This window comes from Micromonospora sp. NPDC048898 (assembly GCF_043198035.1).
In the GTDB taxonomy this organism is placed as follows: domain Bacteria; phylum Actinomycetota; class Actinomycetes; order Mycobacteriales; family Micromonosporaceae; genus Micromonospora.
In genome coordinates this window covers 94,714-110,897 of the sequence record NZ_JBICUF010000005.1, presented here as the reverse complement: position 1 = coordinate 110,897, position 16,184 = coordinate 94,714, and the positions used below count along the sequence as shown (strand labels likewise).

Sequence of the window (16,184 nt, the reverse complement as noted above, 5' to 3'; positions counted from 1 at the left end):
GCATATGGAAAATTGCCCGGGGCGACTCGCGGATCAGACGGGCAGCGGCGCGTGCTCCGCCTCGGGCAGCGAACGCGACGGCGGGACGACGAACTTGTAGCCGACCTGGCGCACGGTGCCGATCATCGACTCGTACTCCGAGCCGAGCTTGGCGCGCAACCGCCGGACGTGCACGTCCACCGTGCGGGTGCCGCCGAAGTAGTCGTAGCCCCAGACCTCGCGCAGGAGCTGGTCCCGGGTGAACACCCGACCCGGGTGCTGGGCCAGGAACTTCAACAGCTCGAACTCCTTGTAGGTGAGGTCGAGCGGGCGACCCTTGAGCTTGGCCGCGTACGTGTCCGGGTCGATGTTCAGCTCGCCGGCCCGGATCGAGCCGCCCGCGCCAGCTGTCGCGTTGCTCAGCCGGCCCACCGCCAGCCGCAGCCGGGCCTCGACCTCGGCGGGGCCGGCCGAGGCGAGGATGACGTCGTCGACGCCCCAGTCGGCGTTGAGTGCGATCAGGCCGGCCTCGGTCACCACCGCGACAAGCGGCACGCCGAGCCCGGTGGCGTGCAGCATGCGACAGGTCGCGCGGGCCTCGCTCAGCTCCGATCGGGCGTCCACCAGCACCGCGTCCGGGCTGGGGCCCGCGACAAGTGTGCGGACGTCACGCGGCGCGGTGCGGACCGAGTGCGGCAACAGGTCGAGTGCCGGCAGCACAGCCGACGGTTCACCTGCGCGTGCGGTCACCAACAGCAGGATTTCCACGATCACCTCCGTCCCGGCGGCGCACGGCCGCACGCGACCAGACACACTCACGAGGGAGCGCGCTGAGAAATTGCGTGGTCCCGGCGTCGCTGACGGGCGGGTAACGGGTTGAGCGTAACCGATCGCCTCGGCCGCGCCGCCAGGCCATTTCCCGTTTGTCTATCTTGCCCCTGATCGTGGCCCAGGTTTTAACGTTGCCGAAACCCATGACCACCGCGTCGGGCGGTCGGTCTGGCACGATCGGGTCGTGTTTCCCTCCACGTCGCCCGAGGCCGGCCGCGAATCGTGGCCCGCCGGGCCCCACCCGGGTCCGGCCGCCACACCGTCCCGCGGCCACCCGCCCGCGCCGCGTACCGGTCCGGCCACCACCACCGATGGCGAACGCCGCGAGCGGGGTGGGCCTCGTCGTGCCCGTCGCGCCGGTGAGCCGGCTCGTCGCTCCGAGGACGAGGTCGACGAGCCGGAGGAGGAGGTCGTACCCCCGGTCGAGGTGCGCCGCCAGTTGGCGGTGACGATCGCCGGCTTCGCCGCGTTGCTCGGTGTCGGTCTGGTGCTCGGCGCGCAGACGTCCGGTCCCGGTCACCGCCTGCCGTTCGCCTTCATCATCTTCGGCGTCCAGTTGCTGTTCGTGCTGGCCTGGACCATGGCGATGCGACCGCCGGCGCTGCTGGTGGTCGCCGGCATCAGCGCCACGGTCGCGGCGCTCGTCGACATCGCCGCGGTGCAGACCGACGTCGCCGGCCTGGCGCCGCTCGGCTACCTGGCCGCCGGTGGGTTCCTCGCCGCGGTGCTCGGCCAGTTGGTCCGCCGGGTCGACCGGGTCCGGGTCACCGACTCACTCGGCGCCACGCTGCTCATCGTGGTCGGGGTGGTGGCCTTCGGCACCCTGATCGTGCTCAGCCGGATTCCGGCCGGCACCCAGGCGATCACCGTCTGCCTGACGGCGAGCGGCGTCGCGCTGACCGTCGCCCGGTTGACCGACGCCGTGCTGCCCTGGCCCCGGCTGGCTCCCCAGGTGCCGCGGGGCGCCGCCGGCGTGGTCGCCGGCGCGATGGTCGGCACGCTCACCAGCGCGCTGCTGGGCAGCTACCTGGTGGCTCCCTTCACGCCGACCCGGGCCGCCGTGATCGGCCTGGTCGCGGCGGTCACCGCCGTCCTCTCCGATCTCGCCGTGGGGTACGCGGAGGCCGGCCGGCTGATGGCCGGCGAGACGCCCACGATGTGGGTGGCTCGGCACATGCAGGGTCCGCTCGGCGGGTTCGCCCTCGCGGCGCCGGCCGCGTACGCCATGTGCATGCTGTTCCTCTGAGTCACGGTTGAGCCCGGAGTCGGTCGGGTACCTATGGGTGCGCCGCGCTGCGGCACCGGCACGGACGACCCGTCAGCTCGGCGGGCGGAGACAGGAGGCGGCGTGGCGCAGGACTATCCGGTGGACGAGGCGCGACCCCGACGCCGTGGCCGCAAGCTGCTCGTCGGGCTGTTCGTGCTGCTCCTGCTGCTGGCCGGGTTGCTGGTGGTCGCCGACCGGGTGGCGGTCGGGGTCGCCGAGCGGATGATCGGTGACCGCGTCCAGCAGGAGGTCGCCAAGCAGGGCGCGCAGTCCACCAAGCCGGACGTGGAGGTCGCCGGAGTCCCGTTCCTCACCCAGGTGCTCGACGGCCGCTATGAGCGGATCTCGATCAAACTGCGGGACGTGCAGGCCCCGGTCCAGGGCGACACCGTGCTGTTGCCGGTGCTCAACGTGGACGCTCGTAACGTGCGGGCCTCGCTGGACACCCTGCGCAGCGGCCAGGGTGACGTCGTGGCGGACACCGTCAACGGCACCGGCACGATCAGCTACGAGAGTCTTGCCGCGCTGCTGAAGCGACCCGGCCTCACCCTCGGCGAGCAGGACGGCAAGCTCGCCGTCACGGCCCCGGTCGACATCCTCGGTCAGAAGCTCACGGTCAGCGGCACCGCCGACGTCACGGTCGCCGACAACGGCGCGGTCGCCCTGCGTTTCAACGAGTTGGACGCCGCGGGCCTGCCGAACCTGCCGCTGGCCCGGGCCCTCGTGAGCAACTACGCCAAGAGCATCTCCATCGATGTGCCCCTGCCGGACCTGCCGTTCCAGCTCGCCGTCCGGGAGGTCCGTCCACTGCCGGAAGGGCTGGCGGTCACCGCCGACGCGAAGAACGTGCCGATCAATTCGGCCAGCTGAGCCGCGACCCGGGCCGCGCGCCGGTCCGGGTCGTTCCCGGATGGTGGTCGGCTCAGTGGCAGCATGGTCACCGGCTGGTAGGCTCCCTGCTCATGGGGACCCACCTCACCAAACGGCGCGCGGTCGACCTGTGCCGCGTGGCCACCTGCCTGTGTCGCCCCGTCATCTGACGGCGGGGCTGTCTCCGGCCGCCTTACGGCGGCCACCGGCACAGGGTTCTCGCACCCTCCGGTAATCCCACCGAACGCCCGGCAGCGGCGCCGTCGCACGAACCCGTGATCCGTCCTTCCGCTGGGTCCGCGCGTGGTGCGACAGTTACACCCATCGATCTCGCGCGTTGGCTCACCATCCATCCTCACCAGGGAGTGATTCGATGAGTCGCGACACCGCACTCGTTTCGGCCGAGTGGGCCGAGAAGAACCTCGACGCCCCGGGCGTCGTCTTCGTCGAGGTCGACGAGGACACCTCGGCCTACGACACCGGCCACATCGCCGGCGCCATCAAGATTGACTGGAAGACCGACCTGCAGGACCAGGTCCGCCGGGACTTCGTCAACAAGACCCAGTTCGAGGCGCTGCTCTCCGAGCGGGGCATCGGCAACGACGACACCGTCATCCTCTACGGCGGCAACAACAACTGGTTCGCCGCGTACGCGTACTGGTACTTCAAGCTCTACGGCCACCGCGACGTGAAGCTGCTCGACGGCGGTCGCAAGAAGTGGGAGCTGGATGCCCGCCCGCTGGTCACCGAGGCGGCGGCCCGCCCGGCGACGCAGTACGTCGCGCAGGAGCCGGACACCTCCATCCGGGCGTTCCGCGACGAGGTCGTCGCCGCGATCGGCACCAAGAACCTGGTCGACGTGCGCAGCCCCGACGAGTTCGCCGGCCGCCTGCTCGCCCCCGCCCACCTGCCCCAGGAGCAGGCGCAGCGGGCCGGCCACATCCCCACCGCGATCAGCGTCCCGTGGTCCAAGGCGGCCAACGAGGACGGCACCTTCCGGTCCGACGACGAGCTGCGCCGGATCTACGGCGACGCGGGCCTCGACGACGGCAAGGAGACCATCGCCTACTGCCGCATCGGTGAGCGCTCCTCGCACACCTGGTTCGTGCTGCAGGAGTTGCTGGGTCACCGCAACGTCAAGAACTACGACGGCTCCTGGACCGAGTACGGCTCGCTGGTCGGCGTGCCGGTCGCGCTCGGCGACGAACCCGGGGAGGCCTGATCATGACTCTCCCCACCGCCGCTGGTTGCGCCGCACCTGACCAGGCCGCGCCGCTGCCTGCCAGCCTGGACCTGGAGAAGGAAACCGTCATCACCGGCATCGTCCGCTCCGCCGAGGACGAGCCGGTGCCGGGCGCGTACGTCCGACTGCTCGACTCGACCGGCGAGTTCACCGCCGAGGTGGTGACCTCGGCCGCCGGTCAGTTCCGGTTCTTCGCCGCGCCGGGTTCCTGGACGCTGCGCGCACTGTCCCGGCACGGCAACGGCGACACCGCCATCACCGCCGGCCGGGGCGTCAACGAGGTTGCCGTCACCGTCGCCTGACCCACCGCTCTGATCGACCGGGGCCGGTCACCCACACGGGTGACCGGCCCCGGTCGTTTCCCGCCACGTCAGTAGGCGCGCATCCTGCTCTGGTTGTCGGCGGGGGCCGAGTCCGGCGCAACCACCGAGCGGGAAATGGAACCACCGCCTCCGCCGCCGGGGCGGCGGCGCAGGCGTGACACGATGGCCGGGTGAGCGGTGCTGTCCAGACGGGTTGGGCCTCCTCGGCCGGTCCCGCCGCGCCGGCACCCGCCCGGTCGTGGCGGCGTTGGCTGCTGGCCGCGACCGTGGCCTGGGCCGTGTTGTTGGCCCTGCTCACCTGGATGTCGGTCCGCGAGGATCCGCCCACCGTGCGCGAGCAGCGTTCCCTGGACCAGGCCGGTCCGGTGGTCGACCGGGCGGTCGGCGAGCTTGCCCGGGCGGCCGGTGTGGGCGGGCTGCTGGAGCTGAGCCCACCGCGGGTCGTGTCGGGCTGCCGGGTCACCCCGTTCGCCGACGGGGCGAGGCTGCGACGCGAGGTCGGTGTGCTCGCGCCCACCGGCAGCGAGCAGGCCGTCCTGGCCGGCATCGCGGATCGGCTGCCGGCGAGTTGGCGGGCCGGGGTCGGCCCCGGGCTGGACGGCCCCGAGCTGCACGCCGACGCCGGCGAGTTCGTGGCAGTCGTGGGGCGCCCGACCGCGGACGGCCGGGTGTCGTTGTTCGTCGACACCGGTTGCCGGCCGGTCGGCTCCGGCTACTGGCCGGGCCTGTCGCCCGCTGCCGGCCCGGAAGCCGCGGCCCTGACCGCCGCGCTGACGGCGCTCGGCCGGCCCGGTGACGCCCCGCCGGAACTGGTCGTCGCGCCCTGCCCGGGCGGCGGGTTGGCCCGCACCGCGCGGTCCGCGGGCGGTCCGGGCCCGGTCGCGTCGAAGGACGCCCTCGCCCCGCTGGCCGGCAACGCCTTTCTGCTGGACCAACCCCCGGTGTACGCGTACCGCGTCGGCCCGGTCACGGTGCTCGCCGACCTCGCGCCGGACGCCACCCGGCTGGCCGCCACGGTCGGCTGCCCGAGCTGAGCCGGAAAACCCGCCCGGGTCAGCCGCCGCCCGGCTGGTCCTCCGGGCCACGGCTGCGGCCCAACGCGTCGACCATGCCCCAGCGGCCGGGGATGTCCAGCAGCTCGACCCGGCCCATCCCCGGCGGCACGGCCGGGTCGATGATCAGGTGCTCGCCCTGCGGCTCCAACCCCAGCATCACCCGCAGCAGCAGCAGCGGGGTGCCTGTCGACCAGGCCTGGGGGCTGCACGCGGTCGGGTACTCCACCGGGTAGTCGGTGAGGTCCCGGGCGTAGCCGGCGAACGCCTCCGGCAGCCGCCCTCCGAAGTACCGGGACGCGGCGAGCATCGTGTCGCAGAGCTTGCCGGCCTCCTCCCGGAAGCCGTACCGCCACAACCCCCAGGCGATGATCGAGTTGTCGAACGGCCACACCGTGCCCACGTGGTAGCCGATCGGGTTGTAGCGCCCCTGGTCCGCGGCGAGCGTCCGCACCCCCCAGCCGGAGAACAGGCGTGGCCCGAGCAGGTGCTCGACCACCTTGCCGGCACGCGACTCGTCCACGATGCCGCTCCACAGCAGATGCCCGATGTTCGAGGTCAGCGCGTCCACCTGCCGGCCGTCGGCGTCCAGCGCGAGCGCGTAGTACTCGCGGTCGGCGATCCAGAAGTCACTGTCGAACCGCCGTTTGAGATCGGCGGCCTGCCGCTCCAACTCGTCGGCGTACTCCGGGTCGTTCCAGAAGGTCCGGGCCAGCCGGGCGGCCCGGATCTTCGCGTCGTACGCGTACCCCTGCAACTCGCAGGTGGCCCGGGGGAAGTCGGGCAGTTGGCCGTCGGCGTAGGAGATGGCGTCCCAGGAGTCCTTCCAACACTGGTTCTGCAGGCCGGTCTCCGGGTTTCGGGTCTGATACCACAGGTAGCCGGTGCCGAGCAGGTCGCCATAGGTGTCGATCCACTGCAACGCCGCGCGGACCTGCGGCTCCAGCCGGCGCACAAGCGTGGAGTCACCAGTCCAACGCTCGTACTCGTCGACCAGGATGACGAACAGTGGTGTCGAGTCGGCCGACCCGTAGTACGGCGAGTGTGGCTGCTCCTCGAAGCCGGCGGTCTCCCCGTACCGCAGCTCGTGCAGGATCTTGCCGGGCTCCTCGTCCCGGAAGTCGTCCACCCGGTGCCCCTGTAGTCCGGCCAGCATCAGGATTGTCGGCGGGACCAGCTCCGGCAGGAACGGCAGCACCTGCAGCGAGGTGATGATGCTGTCCCGGCCGAACAGGGTCATGAACCAGGGCAGTCCCGCGGCGATCAGCCGTACGCCCAGGGCGATCGACTCGTAGCGCAGGGCGGCCAGGTCGTTGAGGCTGCGCCGGTACGCCCCGGCCAGCGGCTCGCAGTCGCACCCGAGTTTCGGCGCCCGGTCGATCAGCTCCTGCTGCTCGGCCCGGATGGCGTCCGCGTTGCGGCTGCCCCCGTACGGCAGGGTGGCCCGGATGTCCTCGCCACGCGCCCCGTAGACGACGCTTGACACGTGCAGCCGGGTGGTCCACGTGCCGTTGCGGGCGATCCGGACCTGAAAGGTCATCCCGGTGGCGTCGACCTGCGCGGGCGTACTTGTGGTGACCACCATCTCCCGGTGGAACGCCTCCCGCCGGTAGGTCAGCCGCAGCTCGTTCTCGGCGACCGAGACGGTGGTCCGGCCCCGCTTCTGCCGAGAGTTCTTGATCTCGAACAGGTCGGCGAAGTCGGCCCCGACCTCGATGCGGATGGTGCACTCGGACTCCGCGCCGAGGTGGTTGAGCACGGTCAGCTCCTCCTCGAAGCTGCCCACGATCGCCCGGCTGCGGATCACCGACGCCTTCGCGTCCAGATAGTGCGTGGGTTCCCCGGGGGCGAGGAAGAACTTGGTGCGGTACGACTCGGTGTCGTCGACGGAGAGGGCGTGCAGCCGTTCGCCGTTCAGGGTGAGCACCCAGGTGGACAGGAACCGGGTGTCGAAGGAGAACAGCCCGGTGGGGAAGTCGTAGGAGGGTTCGATGTCTCCCCGCCGGTCGCTGACCAGGAAGGTGTTGCCGTCCAGGATGCTGACGAGTTCCTTCACGCCGGCCGTCCGGCTGCGCGGCGCGCCGTTTCCCGGGGGTCGCGGGTGCCGGGCGGGTTCGGAAAGAACCGCCGGAAGGCGAGGAAGAGCACCACGTTGCCGCTGAACGTGCTCTCGTTGCGCAGCACCGCGGCGACACCCTGCGCCTCACCGGTGATCAGCCGGTCGAAGAGCGTGGCGCTGCTGTACCAGATCGCGTCGGCCGGCCCACGCCCACGGCTGACCTGCACCGACCCGGGCCGCATCCGGACCAGCCAGTGCTCGGTCCGGTGGTCGTCGCCGAGGTCGATCTGCAGGCTTCCGTCGGCCAGGCCGCCCAGGACGTCGGGGGCGCGCGACGGCAGTGCTTCGAAGAACCTCTCCGTCGCCTCGGTCACATCCGAATCGTAGGCAGCCGCCCGAGTTGTCGGGTCGGTATCGGCACTCCGCTCGAATCGACAGACCGCGTCGGGCCGGTCAGTAGACGAGCGCCTGCGCGCCCTCGGCCATCGCCTCCTCGACGAAGACCGCGGCGCCCGCGATCCGGACCCCGGGCAGGACGTCGTCCGGGCCGATCTCCCGGCGGGCCGCGCACTGGGTGCAGGCGGTCACCCGGCCGCTGGTCAGGATGACGTGCAGCAGCTCGGCCAGCGGCGCGGAGTGTGGCAGCTCGAACTGTTGCGCACGGCCGGGCAGGGCGAACCAGGTCGACTCACCGGTCAACCAGAGCGACACGTCCACCCCGGCCGCGACGGCAGTCGCGGCGACCGTGAATGCCTGTGCGCACCGCTCCGGGGCGTCCGCCCCCGCGGTGACCTTGACGACGAGAGTGCGGGCCATGTGGCCCAGCATAGGATGGCCGGGATGGTTACCGAGATCGGGTTTGTCAGCCTGTTGGTCGCTGGCCTGGGCGGGCTCGCCGGTGGCCTGGTCTACCTTGCCGTACGCATTTCGAGAGGACGCTGGTGAGCGCGAGGAGTGAGCCGGGTCTGCGAGCCCCGCAGTCGCGAACGAAGGTGGCCCTGTGAGCGAGAATCCGCTGCAGCCGCCGTGGCTGAACGCGCCGCCGGTCGAGGAGTACCCGTTCGAGGAGAGCCACGACCTGCGGGTCGGGCCGAAGCTGCACCCCGCGCTGGACGGCCTGCTGCCCTACGTGGGTCTGTGGCGCGGCCGGGGCAAGGGTGGTTTCCCCACCATCGAGGATTTCGACTACGCGCAGGAGATCCGGATCAGCCACGACGGCCGACCGTTCCTGCACTACGAGTCCCGTGCCTGGATCCTGGACGAGCAGAGCAGGCCGGTCCGTCCGGCCGGTCGTGAGATCGGCTGGTGGCGACCGGTGCTGGTGGACGGACGCGCGACAGATGAGCTGGAGGTGCTGCTGACCACGCCCACGGGGGTGATGGAGTTGCACCTGGGCAAGCGCACCGGCACGCAGGTGGAGTTGGCCACCGACGCGGTGGTACGCACTCCGACCGCCAAGGAGGTCACCGGCGGGAAGCGGCTCTTCGGCATCGTCGAGGGCGCGCTGCTCTACGCCCAGGAGATGGCTGCGATGGGGCACGGGCTCAGCCCGCACCTCTCCGCCCGGCTCGTCCGGGTCGGCGGCTGACCAGGGTCGGCGTCAACGCCCTGGGCCGCCCGCAGGCCGGCCAGGGGCTTTGACACAGCGCTAGACGGGGTAACCCAGCAGGGCCTGTAGGGCGGGGGTGCGCGGGCAGCGGTCCCGACGCACCCCGTCCAGCGTGTGGACCTCGACGGCCCCGCGCACGGACGAGGTGAACCACACGCCGTCCGCCGCGTGTAGCTCGGCGGTGGTGACCATCCGCTCGGCGGCGTTCAGGCCCAGTTCGCCGGCGTGGGCGAGCAGCCAGGCGACTGTCGTGCCGGCGAGGATGCCGGTGGTGGCGGCCGGCACCGTGCAGAGCGTGTCGTCGGTGAGCCACACCACGTTGGCCCAGGGGCCCTCCAGGGCGTATCCATCGGAGGAGACCCACAGCACGTCGTCCACCCCGGCCCGGTTGGCCCAGCGGCGGGCGGCGCTGTTCACCGCGTACGACGTGGATTTGATCCCGGCGGGCAGCCAGCTCAGCCCGTTGCGGGCGTCGGCGGGCACCCCGAGCGGCAGGGTGGCCACCCCGATCCCGTCCTGGCGGGCTGCCCGGGAGGCTGCCGGCACCTCGGCCAGCGTGGCGTAGACCGTCGGCGCTCCGCCGCTCTCCGGGCCTCGCGTGCAGACCAGCCGGAGTGCCCCTTCCACAGCCGCTGGCCAGCCTGCGCGTACCTCGTCGAGCAGGTCGATCAGCGCCGCGGTGGGCGGCACGGCCAGTTCGACGGCGTGGGCCGCCGCGACCAGGCGGGCCAGGTGTTCGTCGCGCAGCCACGGCCGGCCCTGACGGAGGTGCATGGTCTCGAAGAGGCCGTCGCCACGGAGGACGCCGAGGTCGTCACCGCGGAGCACCGGATCGCCGGCCGCCACCGGGCCGCGCCCGAGGACGGCGATTCGCGTGGTCGGCTGGACCGCGGCCTTGCCGGTGGGCGTCATCACCATGACGGTCGAGCGTAGCGGCGGTCGATCGCGGTGCGCGGACCGGCATGGTGGCCGAACTATGATCGGAGGGTGTCCGAATCCTCCCTCGCGGAAATGCTGCGGGCCCGTGGGCTGCGGCTGACGGCCCAGCGGCAGCTCGTCCTCCAGGCGGTGCTCGATCTGGGCCACGCCACACCGGAGCAGGTGCACACCGCGGTCCGGGAGGTCGCCGCCGGCGTCAACATCACCACCATCTACCGCACGCTGGAGCTGCTGGAACGGCTCGGCCTGGTCACCCACACGCACCTGTCGCACGGCTCACCGACCTATCACGCAGCGGGTGAGCACCAGCACGTCCACCTGGTCTGCCGGGAGTGTGGGGCGATCGACGAGATCGATCCGGTGCTGCTCCGCCCACTCGCCGACGAGTTGGTCGCGCAGCGCGGGTTCCGGGTGGATATCGGGCACGTTTCACTCTTCGGCGTCTGCGCACGCTGCGAGAACGGGGACAACAAATGATCGACATCGCGGGTGCGGTGGCCGTCGAGAGCATCGACGAGGCCAGCCGCGACCAGCCGGATCCGGCGCACGTCGCGGCCGGGGTGCGGGGGGTGGCCGCGCACTACGGCGACCCGCTGCGTGAGCAGCGCACCCTCGACACCGAGGTCGGCCTGGTCGACCGGTCGCACCGGGGGGTCATCGCGGTGCCCGGGGAGGAGCGCGCCGGGTGGTTGCACACGATCACCTCGCAGCACCTGACGACGCTGGCCGCCGGTGAGGGCACCGAGCTGCTGGTGCTCTCCCCGCACGGCCACGTCGAGCAGCACGCCCTCGTCGCCGAGGACGGCGAGACCGCGTGGCTGGACACCGAGCCGGGTGCGACCGAGGGCCTGCTGACCTACCTGGAGAAGATGCGGTTCTTCAGCCGGGTCGACCCGCGCGACGCGACCGCCGAACGGGCGTTGCTGTCGCTTGTCGGTCCGGCGGCGACGGAGGCGCTGGCCACGCTCGGCGTGACCGGGCTGGCCGCACCGGACCTGGTCGCGGTGCCCGGTCCGAAGTTCGCCGCCGGCGCCGTCCCACCACGGGCGAGCGTCCGGTACGACGTCAAACCGCTGCCGATCGGTGGCTGGGCCCGACGTGGTCTGCTCGGGGTGGACCTGCTGGTGCCCCGCCCGGCGATGGAGCAGGTGGTGGCCGAGTTGCGTGGCGCGGGCGTGCCGCTCGCGGGCCTGTGGGCGTACGAGGCGATTCGGGTGGCCGCCCGCCAGCCCCGGGTCGGGGTGGACACCGACCACCGGACCATTCCGGCCGAGGTTGATCTGATCGGCCCGGCGGTGCACCTGGACAAGGGTTGTTACCGGGGGCAGGAGACGGTGGCCCGGGTGCACAACATGGGCCGGCCGCCGCGTCGCCTCGTCCTGCTGCACCTGGACGGGGTGACCACCGACCAGCCGCCGACCGCCGGTACGCCGGTGACCCTCGACGGTCGGGCTGTCGGCTTCGTCGGCACCGCCGTGCTGCACCACGAGCTGGGCCAGGTCGCCCTCGCCGTGCTGAAGCGGAACGTCCCGGACGACGCCGCGCTGATGATCGGGGAGACCGCGGCGGCGATCGACCCCTCCTGAGCGGGCCGTCTAGGATCGCCGGCATGACGACAGGGACGTTGATCACGGTGGCCCCGACCGGCGCGGAGTCGGCCAAGGCGGAGGTGCCGGCCCTGCCGGTGACCCTCGACGAGCTGCTGCTCACCGCCAAGGAGTGCGAGGCGCTCGGCGCCGCCGTGATCCACGTCCACATCCGCGACGACGAGGCCCGGCCGACGCTGGACCCGGTGCGTCTGGCCGACACGGTGGCGGCGCTGCGGGCCAGCACCGACCTGATCGTCCAGCTCTCCTCCGGCGGTGCGGTGACCGACCCGGAGGCCGCCCGGCTGGCCGTGCTCGACGCCCGGCCGGACATGGCCTCCTGCACCATGGGCACCGTCAACTTCGGCGACGACGTCTTCCTCAACCGCTGGGAGTTCATCGTCGACCTGCACACCCGGATGCAGGAGCGCGGGATCGTCCCGGAGTACGAGATCTTCGACCTGGGCCACCTGTCCGCGTTGCAGCGGCTGCTCGGCAAGTACGGGCTGCCGGCCGGCGGGCACGTGCACGTCGACTTCGTGATGGGAGTGCCGGGCGGCATGCCGGGCACCACCGAGACGCTTGTCGCCGCCCATCGGATGCTGCGCGACCTGCCCGAGGGCACCACCTTCTCGGCCACCGGCGTGGGCCGCAGCACCATCGCGGTGCTGTTGGCCGCGCTGTCGACGGGCGGGCACCTGCGCGTCGGTATGGAGGACACGGTGACGTACGCGAAGGGCCGCCCGGTGGAGTCCAACATGCAGTTGGTCGCCCGCGCGGTGGGTTTCGCCCAGCTCGCCCAGCGGCCGCCGCTGACCACCACCGAGGCCCGCGAGCTGCTCGGCCTGTAAGGACGGGTCCGTCCCGCGCCCCTGTCACCCGGGCGGTGGACCTCCTGGTCACCCCGCCGCCGGGCACCCCCGGACCGTCGGTACCGTCCAGCGCGTGACGAAGACGTACGAGGGCGGCGCGCCGCTCGCCGAGGTGGTCCGGTCCGGGTTCGTGGAGGGTGCGCACCGGGGCTCGGTGGTGGTGCTGGACGCCGCCGGTGTCGCGGTGGCGTCCGCCGGGGACGTGACCTCGCCGATCTTCCCCCGTTCGGCCAGCAAGCCGATGCAGGCGATCGGGATGCTCCGGGCCGGCCTGGCCCTGACCGACCCGGCCGACCTGGCGCTGGTGTCGGCAAGTCACGCCGGTGAGGACTTCCACCTGGCCCGGGTCGGTGCGCTGCTGGAGCGCGCCGGGCTGGACGCGGAAGCGTTGCACTGCCCGCCCGACCTGCCGGTGGGCACGGCCGCCCGGGAGGCGGTGCTGCGCGCCGGTGGCGGCCCGAGCAGGGTGCAGATGAACTGCTCCGGCAAGCACAGCGGGATGCTGCTGACCTGCGAGGCCGCCGGTTGGCCGCGGGAGGGCTACTGGCGGCCGGAGCACCAGTTGCAGCAGCGGTTGCGGGCGGCCATCGAGGAGTTCACCGGCGAGCAGGCGGCGGCGGTGGGTGTGGACGGTTGCGGCGCCCCGGTGCTCGCCGTGTCGCTGACCGGCCTCGCCGGGGCGTACCTCCGGCTTGTCGACGCCGAGCCCGGCTCGGCGCCGCGCGTGGTGGCCGATGCCATGCGCGCGCACCCGGAGATCGTCGGTGGCACCCAGGCCGACGACACCCGGCTGATGCGCGGCGTCCCGGGCCTGCTGGCCAAGGTCGGTGCCGAGGGCGTGTTCGCGGTGGCGCTACCGGGCGTCGGCGCCGTCGCGCTGAAGATCGACGACGGTGCCGACCGCGCCCGGATGCCGGTGTTGGTCTCCGCGCTGCGCCGGCTCGGCGTGGACGCGCCGGTGCTGACCGAGTACGCGGAGGTGCCGCTCTTCGGCGGCGGGGTCCCGGTCGGCGCGGTCCGCCCGCTCTGGTGACACCACCGGTCCGGCGGCGTGGCTCGGCGGCCAACGCCGCGACGAGCGCCACACCGCACGGGGTGTAGCGCTCGTCGCGTGGGTCCGTCGGCGGGTGGTGCTCTCGGGCCCCTTGACGTCGCCGCGGTCGGGGCTGCTAGCTCAGGAAGTCGAGCAGTGCGGCGTTGACCGGCTCCGGACGCTCCAGCGGCAGCAGGTGCGCGGCGTCCGGCACGTCGGGCAGTCGTACCGCGCCGGGGACCTCGGCGGCGATCCGGTCGGCGAGTCGACTGATGTCCGGCACGTCCGCGGCACCGGCGGTGACCAGGACGGGGATCTTCAGCTCGCCGAGGCGGCCGATCGCCGGTGGCGTCAGCTCGCCCACCTCGACCGCGCCGAGCGCCAACTCGGCGGCGAGGGCGCGCTGGTCCATCTCCTGCGCGAACGCGAGCAGTTCCGGGTCGACGTCCTCCGGTCGGCGGGCCGGGCCCACCACCCAGAACCGCACCTCGCCGGCCGCACCGGCGACGAAGTCGTCGGGATCGACCTCCCCGACCAGGCTGTCCCAGAGGTCGTTGGCCTCCTCGGACCACTCGTTGCCGGAGACCGCGGTGTCGAACAGCGCGAGCGCGCTCACCCGGTCGGGGTGGGCCAGTGCGGTGTCGATGGCGACCGACCCGCCGAAGGAGCAGCCGACCAGGGCGGCCCGGGGCAGGCCGAGCGCGTCCAGCAGTCCGGCCACGTCGTCGTGGTGTGCGAACGGGGTCGGGGGCAGCTCCGAGTCTCCGTAGCCGCGCAGGTCCGGAACGATCACCCGGTGCCGGGTGGCGAGCGCGGGCAGCTGCCCCCGCCACATCCGCCGGTCGGCGATGCCGGCGTGCAGCAGCACGACGGGCGAACCCGTGCCGGCCTCGTCGTACGCGATGCTTGCTCCATTGACTGTGATCTTGTGCACGAACGGACCGTACGGATCGGCGAAGCAGTGCGCAAACGGGCGCTGAGACGTTGCTAACTATGGCTAGCGTTTTGCTTGCAAGAGCTAGCGCGGCCGGTTAGCGTCGCTGTCATGGCCACACCGAAGGACCTTCCCGACGTCGGCGGGTTCATCCGCGATCTGCGGCGCAACGCCAAGATCTCGCTGAGGCAGCTCGCCGAGCAGGCGGGGGTCAGCAATCCGTACCTCAGCCAGATCGAGCGCGGCCTGCGCAAGCCGAGCGCCGAGGTGCTTCAGCAACTGGCGAGCGCGCTGCGGGTGTCCACCCCCGCGATGTACCTGCGCGCCGGTCTGCTCGACGACAAGGAAGGCCACGGTGTGCTCGCCGCCATCGCCGTGGACGCCGACCTGACGATGGCCCAGAAGCAGTCGCTCAGCCAGATCTACGAGACGTTCCGTCGGGAGAACGCCCGGCTGGCCGAGGCCCGGGCCGACACCGAGGGCACCGGCGCGGCCACCCCGACCGGCGCGACCATCGCGACCACCCCGACCGACGTGGCCACCCCAGCCGGCGCGACCATCGCGACCACCCCGACTGACGTGGCCACCCCGGCCGGCGCGACCACCCCGACCGACGTCGCCGACCAGCCCGCCGATGTGGCCAACCTGGCCGCCACCGGCCCCACCACCGCAGGCGGCACCCCGACCGAGGCCGTGCTCGAGTCGGTTGCCGTCACCGAGGCGGGTGCCGCCCCCGCCCCGCGCAGCACCAGCACCAGCACCCCCGAGAAGAAGGCCGCCGCGGCGGCCGAAGAGGAGACGTCATGAGCGAGCCGAAGACCAACCGCATCCCCGCCCCGATCTACGCCGCTGCCGGAGCCGGTGAGTTGGCCATCGAGCAACTGCGCAAGCTGCCGGCCGTCGTCGGCGTCCTCGGCACCCGGGTCGTCGCCGACCTGGGCGGTCGGGCCGTGCTGACCGGCTTCGAGCTGCGTCAGAAGGCCACCGAGACGCTGCGTACCGCCAATGAGACGGCCGGGACGCTGCGCGACCGGGCGCAGGCCGAACTGGACCTGACCAAGCTCCGTGAGTCGGCCGACCTGGCCAAGCTCCGCGAGGTTGCCGACCTGGCCAAGCTCCGCGAGGTCACCGACCTCGACAAGCTGCGTGCCGCCGCGACCCGCAACGCCATTATGGTGTTCGCGGGCGCGCAGGCCGCCCAGGAGCGGGCCTTTGCCGCGTACGGTGCGCTTGTCGCCCGTGGTGAGCGGGTCGTCGGCGCCGGTGTGCTGGAGGCCGCCGAGACGGTCAACGCCGACATCGAGGCCACCCAGGCCGTGACGCCCGTCACCACGGCCCCGGCCGCCACGGCCACCGCGTCGGCCGAGGTGGCGACCCCGGCCGAGGTGCCGACCCCGGCCGACGTGGCCGAGATCGCCGAGGCCAAGCCGGCTGCCGTCAAGAAGGCAGCCCGTGCTCCGAAGGCCCCCAAGCCGACCGCGACCCCGTCGGCGAAGCTGCCCGGGGCGACCAAGCGGACCCGCCCGGCGGCCGAGTAGTTCGACCGGTCGACGACCCCGGCGGCGTCCTTGTCGGACGTAGCCGGGG

The 16,184-nt window shown here is 72.5% G+C and carries 20 protein-coding genes; 14 read left to right on the top strand and 6 right to left on the bottom strand.

From position 1 onward, the window contains the following. Positions 1-33: 33 nt before the first annotated feature. Entirely contained in the window at positions 34-753 is a 720-nt protein-coding gene (locus tag ACGFIQ_RS16215; RefSeq protein ID WP_192580148.1) for a response regulator transcription factor, read from the bottom strand. A gap of 241 nt (positions 754-994) precedes the next feature. On the opposite strand from ACGFIQ_RS16215, the gene ACGFIQ_RS16210 reads away from it, so the two are divergent. The 6 genes from ACGFIQ_RS16210 to ACGFIQ_RS16185 all read left to right on the top strand — a co-directional run bounded on the left by ACGFIQ_RS16210 (position 995) and on the right by ACGFIQ_RS16185 (position 5,547). Next, complete coding sequence (locus ACGFIQ_RS16210; RefSeq protein ID WP_393244222.1) at positions 995-2,056, top strand: hypothetical protein; 1,062 nt, start codon at positions 995-997, stop codon at positions 2,054-2,056. A 102-nt stretch (positions 2,057-2,158) separates the two neighbouring features. Further along, on the top strand, positions 2,159-2,947 hold the full coding sequence (locus tag ACGFIQ_RS16205; protein ID WP_393244220.1) for a DUF2993 domain-containing protein: 789 nt from the start codon (positions 2,159-2,161) through the stop codon (positions 2,945-2,947). A gap of 92 nt (positions 2,948-3,039) precedes the next feature. Further along, positions 3,040-3,117, top strand: a complete 78-nt coding sequence (locus ACGFIQ_RS16200; protein ID WP_310503780.1) for an Ms5788A family Cys-rich leader peptide — start codon at positions 3,040-3,042, stop codon at positions 3,115-3,117. Positions 3,118-3,320: 203 nt separating this feature from the next. Beyond that, on the top strand, positions 3,321-4,169 hold the full coding sequence (locus ACGFIQ_RS16195) for a sulfurtransferase (RefSeq protein ID WP_393244218.1): 849 nt from the start codon (positions 3,321-3,323) through the stop codon (positions 4,167-4,169). A 2-nt stretch (positions 4,170-4,171) separates the two neighbouring features. Continuing rightward, a complete protein-coding gene (locus ACGFIQ_RS16190; protein WP_393244216.1) occupies positions 4,172-4,492 on the top strand; it encodes a DUF1416 domain-containing protein in 321 nt (106 codons plus the stop codon). A 191-nt stretch (positions 4,493-4,683) separates the two neighbouring features. Further along, the gene (locus ACGFIQ_RS16185) at positions 4,684-5,547 is read left to right on the top strand and encodes a hypothetical protein (RefSeq protein ID WP_393244214.1); all 864 of its coding nucleotides are present in this window, start codon (positions 4,684-4,686) and stop codon (positions 5,545-5,547) included. A 19-nt stretch (positions 5,548-5,566) separates the two neighbouring features. On the opposite strand, the gene ACGFIQ_RS16180 is transcribed toward ACGFIQ_RS16185, so the two are convergent. From ACGFIQ_RS16180 to ACGFIQ_RS16170, 3 genes are all read right to left on the bottom strand, one after another. Continuing rightward, positions 5,567-7,621 carry a glycogen debranching N-terminal domain-containing protein gene (locus ACGFIQ_RS16180; RefSeq protein WP_393244212.1) on the bottom strand — a complete coding sequence of 685 codons (2,055 nt, stop codon included), beginning with the start codon at positions 7,619-7,621 and terminating at the stop codon, positions 5,567-5,569. Next, positions 7,618-7,998, bottom strand: coding sequence for an SCP2 sterol-binding domain-containing protein (locus tag ACGFIQ_RS16175; RefSeq protein ID WP_393244210.1), 381 nt, complete (start codon positions 7,996-7,998; stop codon positions 7,618-7,620). Before ACGFIQ_RS16175 ends, ACGFIQ_RS16180 begins: the two co-directional genes overlap by 4 nt. Before the next feature lie 79 nt (positions 7,999-8,077). Next, on the bottom strand, positions 8,078-8,452 hold the full coding sequence (locus tag ACGFIQ_RS16170; protein WP_204942287.1) for a DsrE family protein: 375 nt from the start codon (positions 8,450-8,452) through the stop codon (positions 8,078-8,080). A gap of 12 nt (positions 8,453-8,464) precedes the next feature. Between ACGFIQ_RS16170 and mtfM the strand changes: the two genes are divergently transcribed. Beyond that, positions 8,465-8,569 carry a small membrane protein MtfM gene (gene mtfM, locus ACGFIQ_RS16165; RefSeq protein WP_030327764.1) on the top strand — a complete coding sequence of 35 codons (105 nt, stop codon included), beginning with the start codon at positions 8,465-8,467 and terminating at the stop codon, positions 8,567-8,569. Between the two features lie 55 nt (positions 8,570-8,624). Next, positions 8,625-9,212 carry an FABP family protein gene (locus tag ACGFIQ_RS16160; RefSeq protein ID WP_393244207.1) on the top strand — a complete coding sequence of 196 codons (588 nt, stop codon included), beginning with the start codon at positions 8,625-8,627 and terminating at the stop codon, positions 9,210-9,212. Positions 9,213-9,272: 60 nt separating this feature from the next. Here the strand turns inward: ACGFIQ_RS16160 and ACGFIQ_RS16155 are convergent, their stop codons facing one another. Then, positions 9,273-10,151: an aminotransferase class IV gene (locus tag ACGFIQ_RS16155; RefSeq protein ID WP_393244205.1), complete on the bottom strand. Its 879-nt coding sequence runs from the start codon at positions 10,149-10,151 to the stop codon at positions 9,273-9,275. A gap of 69 nt (positions 10,152-10,220) precedes the next feature. On the opposite strand from ACGFIQ_RS16155, the gene ACGFIQ_RS16150 reads away from it, so the two are divergent. The 4 genes from ACGFIQ_RS16150 to ACGFIQ_RS16135 all read left to right on the top strand — a co-directional run bounded on the left by ACGFIQ_RS16150 (position 10,221) and on the right by ACGFIQ_RS16135 (position 13,663). Next, positions 10,221-10,649 carry a Fur family transcriptional regulator gene (locus ACGFIQ_RS16150; RefSeq protein WP_393244203.1) on the top strand — a complete coding sequence of 143 codons (429 nt, stop codon included), beginning with the start codon at positions 10,221-10,223 and terminating at the stop codon, positions 10,647-10,649. Continuing rightward, positions 10,646-11,758 carry a YgfZ/GcvT domain-containing protein gene (locus ACGFIQ_RS16145; protein ID WP_393244201.1) on the top strand — a complete coding sequence of 371 codons (1,113 nt, stop codon included), beginning with the start codon at positions 10,646-10,648 and terminating at the stop codon, positions 11,756-11,758. Before ACGFIQ_RS16150 ends, ACGFIQ_RS16145 begins: the two co-directional genes overlap by 4 nt. Before the next feature lie 23 nt (positions 11,759-11,781). Then, complete coding sequence (locus ACGFIQ_RS16140; RefSeq protein WP_393244199.1) at positions 11,782-12,609, top strand: 3-keto-5-aminohexanoate cleavage protein; 828 nt, start codon at positions 11,782-11,784, stop codon at positions 12,607-12,609. A gap of 94 nt (positions 12,610-12,703) precedes the next feature. Next, the gene (locus ACGFIQ_RS16135; protein ID WP_393244197.1) at positions 12,704-13,663 is read left to right on the top strand and encodes an asparaginase; all 960 of its coding nucleotides are present in this window, start codon (positions 12,704-12,706) and stop codon (positions 13,661-13,663) included. Positions 13,664-13,799: 136 nt separating this feature from the next. Here ACGFIQ_RS16135 and ACGFIQ_RS16130 read toward each other — a convergent pair whose 3' ends face one another. Beyond that, complete coding sequence (locus tag ACGFIQ_RS16130) at positions 13,800-14,597, bottom strand: alpha/beta fold hydrolase (protein ID WP_393244195.1); 798 nt, start codon at positions 14,595-14,597, stop codon at positions 13,800-13,802. A gap of 111 nt (positions 14,598-14,708) precedes the next feature. On the opposite strand from ACGFIQ_RS16130, the gene ACGFIQ_RS16125 reads away from it, so the two are divergent. Together ACGFIQ_RS16125 and ACGFIQ_RS16120 are read left to right on the top strand one after the other, a co-directional pair. Beyond that, positions 14,709-15,404, top strand: a complete 696-nt coding sequence (locus tag ACGFIQ_RS16125; protein ID WP_393244193.1) for a helix-turn-helix domain-containing protein — start codon at positions 14,709-14,711, stop codon at positions 15,402-15,404. Continuing rightward, positions 15,401-16,135, top strand: coding sequence for a hypothetical protein (locus tag ACGFIQ_RS16120; protein WP_393244191.1), 735 nt, complete (start codon positions 15,401-15,403; stop codon positions 16,133-16,135). The genes ACGFIQ_RS16125 and ACGFIQ_RS16120 overlap by 4 nt, the downstream gene beginning before the upstream one ends. Positions 16,136-16,184: the final 49 nt, after the last annotated feature.